The sequence below is a fragment of the Pseudomonas sp. FW305-E2 genome (genome assembly GCF_058782925.1).
Genome location: NZ_JBYSYE010000081.1, coordinates 1 through 9,694, shown reverse-complemented (window position 1 = coordinate 9,694; position 9,694 = coordinate 1). Strand labels below are relative to the sequence as shown.

Here is a 9,694-nt window from a genome sequence, read left to right as displayed (position 1 = left end):
TAACGGCACTGAAAACAAAAAAGCTCATCTTTCGGTGAGCATTTTTGATACTGCGTATGGTGGCACCAGGAATCGAAAAAGTCTATAAGCATAAGATTCTTATGAGTTTTATTGTTATGGACATGGACTGCTATCTCTAAAACTATCCTTTAACACTTGCTCCTTTGGAAGCAGCGAGATAGGCGAATTCAAATCCACTTCCTTCGCGCGTGGGCGCAACTTATGCTCGCATAATAGGGTGGTAAACTGTCGAGCTGCTAAGCGCTAGCAACTGGCGTACACTGCGCTTGGCGTAGGCCGATTACTACCTAGGGGCAAGTACTCATACGGTCAATTTCTGACTATTATGCTTCCACAGTGTAATGCAAAAATTTATGCCTTCAGCGTCAGGCTGCATGCCTATCCGAACTTGCAATATTTCCACTTTCAGCTTCGCGTTTTGATTTGTCCCATTCGCGTTTCAAAAGAGTTTGCATGTCCAGCTCAAACTCCTCAATACTCGTTTTGAGTGAGCCAAGATTTTTGTTTTTTGTGTGCGTGGCTATCAGGGGAAGCGTACGCAGAAGCTTTGCATCAAGTTTATGATCGGGGTGGGCGTTGAGCCGTAGCCGAATTAATACCCGAGTGCGCTCAAATTCATTTGTATCTTCAGCGCTTGAGTCAGATGTGTTGGCCAAGTGAGTGGACAAAACAACATATGCTGCTGCTAGATCTCGCATATCCTTCCGCCATTGTGCTCGCTCATTTGTAACCACCTTCGTGCGAACATCAAGCTGGGTATCCTTTGATTTCCCAAAAGTACTAATGAGAGATCCTATAAAACCGAGAACGGCTCCCATCAAAGCGCCTATGAATCCGAATATAGCAGCTTCCATTTATTGCCTCTCCTTTATCAGGAACAACTCATGACGATATTTACTGATATGTTGCAATGGAATGGCAAGGCATTCTGGTGTGCATCGGATTTTGTTGATGGTCACGCCAGTTGCAGAAATTCCGTCTTATCTGAGAGAGATTGTATTCTATGCGGCTCCTTGCTAAATAGTTCTGCCTGAAAGTCACTAATGCTCCTGATGTAAATTGGCATCCCAAATTCATCTAGAACACCTGTTGAGGATATGCCATCAAAAAAAAGCGGTGAGTACTGACCATGCTCACCTAGCCAAATCTTGCGCAAATAAGATAACCACTTTACGGGCTCATCTTGCGCTGCCTTCAAGCGTGATTTCGAATTTAGGTAGGAATTTAATGAGTGTACAGGCATCCATTGAGAGGCAAGCTCAGAAAAATAAATGCTTTCGCCGACTTGTTTTTTCTTTGCCAGAGATACGATGTTGGCACCAAAAAAATTCGCTCCCCTTAAATATAGATTGGATGCACTGCAACATGAGTCGCCATCTGAATGAAGCAGCAGTTCGTTGTCTGCAAATCCAAAAGTCATACCGAGAGACTTTGACTTATTTCTCATGGAAATCAAGTGGCTTGACCGATAAGATAAGGGTAGTGAATACTCACTGCCTTGTTTTCGAGAGCCGAGCGCCATATAAACGGAAACCGGATCGCCACCTAGTAAGTCTATAAGTTCTTGACTGAATTTGGTGTTTGCTTCGAGTGGGACTTTTAGATATTCAGCTGAAACATGTTTTACTCCGCAATTAAATGCTGTTGACAGTAAACTCTCTGAATTGCGCTCGTGCCCTGGAATTATCGGTTGAAATCTAAAGCTTATAGGTACGCCAAGAGAAGAAAGCCTTTCCGCAGCATATGATATTTCAGATATTGATGCGCATCCCTTGTCAAGGCCTGATCTCGATCTTTCGTCAACTACTGTGGTAGAGAAGCGCACGTATGCGTTAGCTTCGCTTAATGCGGAGGAGTACTCTATAGTGCCTGCCAAGTTACTTTTTGTGCTCACAATAAAAGGATAGTCGTATTCGTTTAGAATTCGAATAAATTGTAAAGTCCTTTTCTCCTTCACCTCTATGGGAGAAAATGGATCAGACATTCCGCCCATTTGGAATGGTATGCGCCTTGAAATGAACTCATCAAGGGCGGATTTTATTATGCCTGTCGATACACGCTTCATCCTTTTTCTTAGTGCATCTGGGCTTGCAAACTGCAATTTTTCATCGCGACCAAAGCCAGCCCTGGTTCTAGCAAAGCAATATCCACAATTGAACTGGCAATTGTTGTAACTGTCAAGCCTGAGTGGCGTTGCGCAAAAAGCAAGTTGGCTTGTCAGTGATGTTGAATATTTATATGTTTTTCTCACAGCAAGCTACCAATACAGCCTTTAAGTACGGTAAATCCATTTTTAAGCGAGGGTGCAAGATAAGTTAATCCAGCATAGATATTTTGAAGAAGTACAATTGTAAATAGCAGAGCACTGATTAGGAGCAAAATTCTAATGATGATTCGGCAGGCATAATTTGAGCTGGAGTAACGTCCGAAAATTTCCCAAAAAACTCCACGCTCTGCTTCGTTAGCCTCATCGGCTGATCCTTTAATAGGAAACGCAGAAGTATAAACTTCTCCATCAACCTCTATGTAAACGAGAGTCTGCTTCTCAAGTACAATTGGGTTTTGATTGGTTTTTTGAAAGCTAGCAGAAGCCTTTTCAGCGTACCCTTTTTCTAGCATCCTGTCTCTGAATTTCTTGAAATCAACATTGGAGTCAAATAAATCCTTAATTAACCAAGCCATCCATCTTTTGTCGTGGCAATAAGCCAAGTAGTCGGAGAACTGATTGTATTTTTTTATGAATGGAGGGCACTTATATGAGTACAGGCCAAAGGAAATTAAAAAAATAAAAGATGACAGCCATAAGATTTTCCAGTTGAATGGAAGCTCCAGGCTTATATGGTAAACATTGCCAGCTACATTGATCGGTAATGGGTCTGGAAGCCCCGACAATAGCCCTGCTATAAGTGGCACTATCGAGAACCACATCGCTAGGTATCTAAAGATAGTTAGCTGATAGAAGTCTTTATATTCTTCCCATCTTGGCGGTGTCGAGAAAAACTTCATCGCTTTAGCACTCCTTTAGCGGTTTGGGTTTTGGTTGAAGATCATAAAACATTATGCGGGCGTAAACCATTTCCATTCCGCATTTTAGCTAAATTACTTGACGATCTGTGATGTCCAGTGTCAGGTTGAGGCGGTATCAGCTTCCCAGCCATGGGCGTGGGAATAGGGACCGTCCAATTTCTACGTGCGTTCGTGTGGCTGATCCCACCCGGTTGATGCCGCAGGTGATTATCAGCATCAGGTCCCGATCACAGAGTGAATACCCATGATCTTCCTAACCTTCGAGCGAGCAACCTAACCGTTAGCACGTAGTAATACCTCGTAGCCTCACAGCGTCGACGCATGTAATGCTCGAGAAACCAAGCAACATGTTTTCTTTGCCAAGTCCAAGGGGATTCTCGCTGCCAGCGCTTTGCGATTGCAGCTTGAATCATTTTTGCTTGGCTCAGATGACGTTGCCGCGTTGCGTGCGATCCGATCAGCACACCCTCAAGGAACAGGTCCATATCGAATGGCATACTCATGTCCATGCGCCAAGATAGGCCGCGACCACGTCGATCCGGGCATGCCCCAACTCATAGCTGATTTGCCTCCGGGCCTCATGATCAAGGTGCCTATCTGCCTGGCAACATTGGCCGCCGTTGATCGGTGCGCGGTATTGGGTGATTTGTTCATAGCGTTCACACGCGAACGCCGCCCGAAGCTCATGAAAGCCTTTTAGGTTGTGGCCATGGAGGACGTCCCGCGTCGGACGGATTGTTCCCTGCAAAACATCACGGTAGCTTTCGTGTGGTGCAATCATGTTGCGGCTGGCCACAGGTGATATCTGCTCTGCAAATCTAAGAGCTTCGCGAACATCGTCATCTACCCTGATCCACCGGGGGGCGGAGGCACCGGAGCGGCCGCCTTTGGTACCATCCTGAATGTTGATCCTGCCTAGGTCGTTAGCCTCACGGCTTAGCCTTGGCAGGTCAGCCAAGATGGCCTCGCGCAAGCGCATTCCGGTGGCTCTGGCCAACAGAACAATCGCGGCGGCCCGTAGCTGATGTTGGCGACAAAGCGCATCGAAGATCTGCTTAACCTGTGCGCGGTCTTGGCCCTGCGGTACTTCGTGTCGAACTCCGGTGCGCTGCATACCCAACGCCTTGCTCGGACTGAGCAATTTCACGTACTGATCACCGCGAAGCGCCGCCATGGTCCTGTTAACGCTGGATAGCCGGTTTTGTGCGGTGCTGACCGCGAGGTCACCGCGCCTAACCACATCACGCAGATATGCCGCGTAGTCGGCCAACACCTTCCGATCAATCTGTCGCGCATCATTAATGGCGGGCCCTTGTTCGGAGCGGCACCACTTCACGAATGCCTGCCACCGGTCACAGTGCGCTTTGACCGTGCCGTAGTGGCCACCGCCGAACATATCGTTCAGCGCCTGCCGCCCTGCGTAGCTCAATTGCCTGCCATAACCGAAATTGCGACCATCGCGTCTACCTACCAATGCCATGTCGGTCACCTCCTCTGCCGTTCTCCAATCCTCGCCCCACGTCATCCCGCCAAGAATGCTGAGTGTTATCAGGGATCAAGGCCCCTGCGACCTGTGGGGATGTCCTCTAACGCGGGACTGGCGGCTCCTTACGTCCGGGAGCAAGGGCATCTCATGATCTGGCCTCCTGAACACCGTTACCGGTGGGCGGGTGGAGGCTGCATTGGCTGACGAGACCAGTGCCGCGAGATCCTGAGCCGGGTTAACGCAGCGATGCGGTGACCGGGGCATGCCTGACTGTCAGTCAGGTGCAGTCCATTCCTTGGTCTGCGGCACCATCATCTGCATGGCTGTTGCTGGTGACATCGGCGTTTGTCACGCCAATTGTCACGAGGGGAATTGCGGCTGAGCCATGTGCGATCAGGGCTGCAGCAGTGTTAGAAGCGCCCGTCTCTTTCCGGTGAAAGAGACGGGCGTAGGTTGGCGCACGCGAAATGGCCAAGCGGATAGGTTGCTGCTGAGCAGACGGGTAGGGTGGTTGCCGCAGGGGCAACGATATTGAGTTGGCATCCATCACATGGGTAGTGACCGTACGAGCTGCCGGACGCGAATCGTACTTGCGGGTGAACCACCGCGGGAGCGGCGTGACCTTCAAGGTTCGGGTCACCTGGGTGCTGTCATCGACAGCTCTTGCGACTCCTGGTCTACGCTTGTGGACAATATTCGTCAAGCCGCGCGATATCAGGGATTTAGCGCCTGTGGATAAAACTATCCCCCGGTGGACATCAGTGGTTTTCCACAGACTAAGCTGTGCCAGCAGTTTTTTCTTAGGTATGGTCCTTTCAAACGGGGCGGCTTTGCAGCCCCGTTTGAAAGGACCTGCGCGGAGGAGCTTCATGCGGTGCTGTGGGTAACTTCACAGCGAGTTTGATGCGGTGGTGCGGCGGGTTACTCGGTCCTCTTGGCACTGCGAAGGCGCGTGACGTTCTCGCCCGTTTGCTTGGCAAACTCATGCGGCGTCACATGGTCCTCGCGGTTCGCCTCCAGAAACCGGCTCCACCAGGTCATGATCATCCGGCGCTCTTCGAGGAACTCGGCCTTGTGGGTATAAGCGGCCCGCACGTTGTTGCGTTCCTTGTGGCTCATCTGCCGTTCGATGGCGGTCTCTGACCACAGCCCGGACTCGACCAGCGCACTGCACGCCATGGCTCGGAACCCGTGGCCGCAGATATCCACCTTGGTGTCGTAGCCCATTGTTCTGAGTACGGCAACCCCCGCGAACACCATGTCGAACTTGCCAGTGATCGTGTGGATCTGCCCAAGCAAGGCCACTGCATGCGGCGGGGTACAACGTGAATGTAACCGGCCCCAAATGAGGTCGAACTGATTTCAGCGGGCGAGAGAAACACGATATTTCAGGGTCAAACCGCGAAACATTTCTAATTCCGCCAACTGCAAGCCACTGCGCTAGATTCCCTCCTCCTGGCATCCATGCCGTCCCCAATCCAGAATCTCGCCGTGGGTAGACCGTTGAAAAAGTTTGCGTTTGTGAGTGCAGCTGCTGAGCGTGAATATAAAGACCTTCCCAAGGACGTTCAGGACGATTTTGGTAAAGACCTGCGACGCATCCAGTATGGCCAGGACCCAGAGCGGCCGATCAAGTCGTTGACGGAATCGGTGGGGACGGGTGCGATTGAGCTCATCATCAACGGCAGCCCTGCATTCCGATGCGTGTATGTGGCCAAATTTGCAGACATGGTCGTCGTGTTGCATTCGTTCGTAAAAACGACCAACAGGTCCGACCGGCACGCGATGCAGGTCGCCGAACAGCGGATGAAAGAGTTGAAGCAAGAACTGAGAAAAATGGGATACAGGGTTTAGCTGCCAGGCGTTTGGGTGATCACGATCTGGGGCGGTGAACCGGCATCGTTCGAGGGCAGGGTCAGGGTTGTGCGAAAGCCGAGCTTGTCCAGCATGTCCATCATGGCGTCCAAGGTGAATTTCTCGATCTTGCCATTTGCAAGCTCGGATATGCGGGATTGGGTCACGTTCAACTTGGCCGCGGCATCATGCTGCTTGAGGCCCATTTTTTTGATGCAGTCAGTGATGAAAATGGACAAGTCCATTTTCAAGGCCATTTTGCTGGCGGTATCTGCGTCGTGGGTGGCGTGGAAAGGGCTTTCGTGGAATTGAAGCGCCATTGGCTTGCCTCGGCAGAAATATCTAAAATTTGCGATAAATCGTAGTGGGGATTGGTTGGCGAGTCAAAGCGTTTGTGTTGGAGGGTGTGTCTGTTTTTGAGCTGGGCTGTGATCAGAGAATTGCATCTGCTTGGGGGGGGGTTGGGGCTGCTGCGCAGCCCATCGCAGGCAAGCCAGCTCCTACACCGATCGTGGTGGCTTCAGGGCATCTGGAAGGCAGGGGATTGGGGGCTGCGGGGGGAAAACAAAAAAGGCCCACCTTTCGGTGAGCCTTTTTTGATACTGCGTATGGTGCCGGCACCAGGAATCGAACCCGGGACCTACTGATTACAAGTCAGTTGCTCTACCATCTGAGCTATACCGGCAATGGGGCGTCATTATAGCGATCGTTTGGCGCCTGTAAACCACTTCCTTGCGAATGTTCGCAAAAGACCTAAGTCACCGGCCCAAAAGAAGAATTTTCCTACCAGCCGCGGTGCATGGTGGTGACGCTAGGCTCGCTTTTACCGGGTTGAAGAACAGCTTGTCGTTGTCGCAGCCGCGCTTGCGGCATGGGGCTTCTGTGCGCAGGGGCAGGCCGTTGTCGCCGCCCAGCTGCATGCCGGGGTGGTTCCACCCCAGGTTGCTGTTGGGGTGGGGCGAGGTGCCGCCGGCACAGCCGGTCAGGGCCAGGGCGAAGGTCAGCAGGGCGAGGGGGTTGGCTCGGGTCACGATGCTCAGGTCCGGTGGTCCATTGTCGGTTCTGGCGCAACGCCAGAAGGTCGCGGGGCTGGCGGGCAGCGCGCGACGTCACTTTTTAATGATTTGGGGGGCGGATGATACACCGTTGCAAGGGTGGAGCATTAGCCTTGTGTTGTCTGGTCTGGCCTCTTCGCGGGTGAACCCGCTCCTACACGGGGGCGGGTAAGCCGGGTTATCTGTGTAAGGCAATTCTGAACCATGGGGCTAAAAGCTTCAGCATTTGGATGCTTCGGAAGTATCCTACGCGCGCCGTCGAAGTAACGCTGTTGTTGGGGAAAGGGCTCACAGATACCGTTTGCGGGTCGCTCTGGCGACCGGGTGTGAGAACCCGACTACGAATTTAGCGGCTGCATAATGGCGACCGTGCGCGGGCAGACTTCGGTCTGGCCGAGGCTTCCTATATTCACTCGGTTTCTCACCCTGTGCACGGTTGCCGCCATTTGTTCCGGTGAGAAAGAATGAATGCTGCAACTCCTTGAGGAATATAGGAGTTCGAAAAATTGAAAAGCCTTCCGCCAGATAACACCCCCAAACCAATCACAACCGCAGGCGTGGAAACCTTCCTCGCAGCCGGTAACCCATCCCTCAATCTCCTGCGCGTAGAGCCCGGCGTTCCCGTCGACGCGGCCTACGAGCATGTCTCGATCCTGATGGGCTACATCAAGCACCTGGTGCGCGAGGGCGATATGGAGGACGACCATAAATTCCTGGGGGCTGCCGATTACCTGTGCGACATGGCCAAGGCGCTGATGAACGATATCGAGATCGCCAAGGGCAAGGCGCATTAGGCATTGACGCGGTCATTTGTGGGAGCGGCCTTGCGTCGCGAAAGGGCCGCAAAGCGGCCCCCGTTTTCGGCACAATCTCTGAAATCGCCGGGGCTGCTTTGCGGCCCTTTCGCGACGCAAGGCCGCTCCCACAAAAGCCGCTTGCGTCAACCACAAGAAATGTTTATGCACAAGTGGCATCGGAGACCTGAGCGAAAGGCATGCCGGATCGCTACGCCGCTGGTCTTTGCGCAAACGCCTGTTTTTACTGGGCTGTAGCCGCAAGCAGGAATAAGCCAAGCGCTTGAAATAGCGCTTGGATCCAACAGGTAATCACAAGCTTGTTCACAGACTTATCCACAGGCTGTGCTGCGGCTAACCGTCGCGTTCCGCGAGAATGAGCAGGTTGCGCGGGGTCAGTGGGTAATCGCAAAACAGGCCCAGGCGCACGTCATAGCCTTGTTCTTCGAGGAACAGGGCGCGATCGAGTACCAGCCACAGCTCCAGTGGCCGACGGAACAGGTTGCGTACGCGCTCCAGGTTCCGAACCTCGGCCAGGCGTTGCCAGCCCGCAGCTTCCAGCATTGCCCAGTCCGGGTTGCCGCTCACTGGCAATTGCTTCAGTTCAGCCAGGTCACGGCAGTATTGCTCGAAGGGCTTCTCCAGCCAGGCCACCGGCAGGGAAGGCGTCGGCAGGTATTCATCGCTCTGGCGCTGCTGGCGTTGCAGCAGGTCGAAGCCGAGGCGCCGGGCCATCGAGGTGTCGCGCTGGCGCCGCACGCGGGCGCCGGCAGTGACGGTTTCGCTCAAGGGCAGGCCCAGGTCGTCCAGCGACAGCTGCAGGCTCGACGCCTGCGCGGCTGTGGATAACGCCTGGTATTGCTGCGCGGCGATGCGGTTGTAGCAGCAGGGGGCTATGGCCAGTTGCCGGCAACCTTGCTGGCTGGCCAGTTGCAGCAGGCGTACATGCAGATCGCCACAGGCATGCAAGGCAACCACGCTTTTATCGTCAGCCAGGTGGCGAGCGCTGTCGCTGGCCATCACATCCTGATGTACGTGCTGTGCTTGCAAGTGGTGGTGTGCACTCAGGGCCTGACCGGCAGCGACCAGGTCGGCGTCGTACTCCAGGCAGGTCAGGTGTTGCCCAGGTTGCAGCAGGCGACGGCCGAGGTGGCCTTTGCCAGAACACCAGTCCAGCCAGTGCCGGGGCTGCTCGCGGAAGGCCAGGTGGCTGGCGAAGGCTTCGATCTGTTGCCATTTGCGGCCGGGGACGGCGACGTCCAGGCGGTGGGCGGCGGGTGGCAGGTCAGTCTGAGGGAGGCTGCCGAGGGCGGCGAGCTTTTGGACTTGTTCGGCCAGTTGCGGGAAGGGCGCGGGCAAGCGGTCAGCGGCGCTGTCGGCTTCGGCGTCTGCCAGGGAACATTGGCGCAGGTGGGTGGCGAGTTCGGGGTGGGTGGTTTCCCAGGGCAGTTGCAGGG

The 9,694-nt window shown here is 53.5% G+C and carries 9 protein-coding genes, 1 tRNA gene and 2 pseudogenes; 2 read left to right on the top strand and 10 right to left on the bottom strand.

Going from position 1 to position 9,694, the window contains the following annotated elements; translation table 11 throughout:
- Positions 1–386: 386 nt before the first annotated feature.
- From AC3WLP_RS27520 to AC3WLP_RS27495, 6 genes and pseudogenes are all read right to left on the bottom strand, one after another.
- Positions 387–875, bottom strand: coding sequence for a hypothetical protein (locus tag AC3WLP_RS27520; RefSeq protein ID WP_088513482.1), 489 nt, complete (start codon positions 873–875; stop codon positions 387–389).
- A 101-nt stretch (positions 876–976) separates the two neighbouring features.
- Positions 977–2,272 carry a radical SAM family protein gene (locus tag AC3WLP_RS27515; RefSeq protein ID WP_143516734.1) on the bottom strand — a complete coding sequence of 432 codons (1,296 nt, stop codon included), beginning with the start codon at positions 2,270–2,272 and terminating at the stop codon, positions 977–979.
- On the bottom strand, positions 2,269–3,027 hold the full coding sequence (locus AC3WLP_RS27510; RefSeq protein WP_088513483.1) for a hypothetical protein: 759 nt from the start codon (positions 3,025–3,027) through the stop codon (positions 2,269–2,271). Before AC3WLP_RS27510 ends, AC3WLP_RS27515 begins: the two co-directional genes overlap by 4 nt.
- Positions 3,028–3,275: 248 nt before the next feature.
- Positions 3,276–3,551 carry a hypothetical protein gene (locus tag AC3WLP_RS27505; protein ID WP_088513506.1) on the bottom strand — a complete coding sequence of 92 codons (276 nt, stop codon included), beginning with the start codon at positions 3,549–3,551 and terminating at the stop codon, positions 3,276–3,278.
- Positions 3,548–4,528, bottom strand: a complete 981-nt coding sequence (locus AC3WLP_RS27500; protein ID WP_088513507.1) for an integrase domain-containing protein — start codon at positions 4,526–4,528, stop codon at positions 3,548–3,550. The genes AC3WLP_RS27505 and AC3WLP_RS27500 overlap by 4 nt, the downstream gene beginning before the upstream one ends.
- A 927-nt stretch (positions 4,529–5,455) precedes the next feature.
- Positions 5,456–5,848, bottom strand: a pseudogene (locus tag AC3WLP_RS27495) (tyrosine-type recombinase/integrase); the annotation flags it as partial.
- A gap of 189 nt (positions 5,849–6,037) precedes the next feature.
- Between AC3WLP_RS27495 and AC3WLP_RS27490 the strand changes: the two are divergent.
- Positions 6,038–6,388 carry a type II toxin-antitoxin system RelE/ParE family toxin gene (locus AC3WLP_RS27490; protein WP_088513510.1) on the top strand — a complete coding sequence of 117 codons (351 nt, stop codon included), beginning with the start codon at positions 6,038–6,040 and terminating at the stop codon, positions 6,386–6,388.
- Here the strand turns inward: AC3WLP_RS27490 and AC3WLP_RS27485 are convergent.
- The 3 genes and pseudogenes from AC3WLP_RS27485 to AC3WLP_RS27475 all read right to left on the bottom strand — a co-directional run bounded on the left by AC3WLP_RS27485 (position 6,385) and on the right by AC3WLP_RS27475 (position 7,419).
- Entirely contained in the window at positions 6,385–6,708 is a 324-nt protein-coding gene (locus AC3WLP_RS27485) for a helix-turn-helix domain-containing protein (protein ID WP_011953230.1), read from the bottom strand. The genes AC3WLP_RS27490 and AC3WLP_RS27485 overlap by 4 nt on opposite strands.
- Before the next feature lie 289 nt (positions 6,709–6,997).
- A tRNA-Thr gene (locus tag AC3WLP_RS27480) sits at positions 6,998–7,073 on the bottom strand.
- Positions 7,074–7,171: 98 nt separating this feature from the next.
- A pseudogene (locus AC3WLP_RS27475) lies at positions 7,172–7,419 on the bottom strand (hypothetical protein).
- A 530-nt stretch (positions 7,420–7,949) separates the two neighbouring features.
- Between AC3WLP_RS27475 and AC3WLP_RS27470 the strand changes: the two are divergent.
- The gene (locus AC3WLP_RS27470) at positions 7,950–8,237 is read left to right on the top strand and encodes a DUF3077 domain-containing protein (protein ID WP_047603189.1); all 288 of its coding nucleotides are present in this window, start codon (positions 7,950–7,952) and stop codon (positions 8,235–8,237) included.
- Between the two features lie 354 nt (positions 8,238–8,591).
- On the opposite strand, the gene AC3WLP_RS27465 is transcribed toward AC3WLP_RS27470, so the two are convergent.
- A partial coding sequence (locus tag AC3WLP_RS27465) for a methyltransferase (protein WP_103340325.1) occupies positions 8,592–9,694 on the bottom strand: 1,103 nt, incomplete at its 5' end.

Coding starts and splice junctions, on each gene's coding strand:
- AC3WLP_RS27520 (WP_088513482.1), bottom strand. CDS start 875: ATGGAAGCTGCTATATTCGGATTCATAGGCGCTTTGATGGGAGCCGTT.
- AC3WLP_RS27510 (WP_088513483.1), bottom strand. CDS start 3,027: ATGAAGTTTTTCTCGACACCGCCAAGATGGGAAGAATATAAAGACTTC.
- AC3WLP_RS27505 (WP_088513506.1), bottom strand. CDS start 3,551: ATGAGTATGCCATTCGATATGGACCTGTTCCTTGAGGGTGTGCTGATC.
- AC3WLP_RS27500 (WP_088513507.1), bottom strand. CDS start 4,528: ATGGCATTGGTAGGTAGACGCGATGGTCGCAATTTCGGTTATGGCAGG.
- AC3WLP_RS27485 (WP_011953230.1), bottom strand. CDS start 6,708: ATGGCGCTTCAATTCCACGAAAGCCCTTTCCACGCCACCCACGACGCA.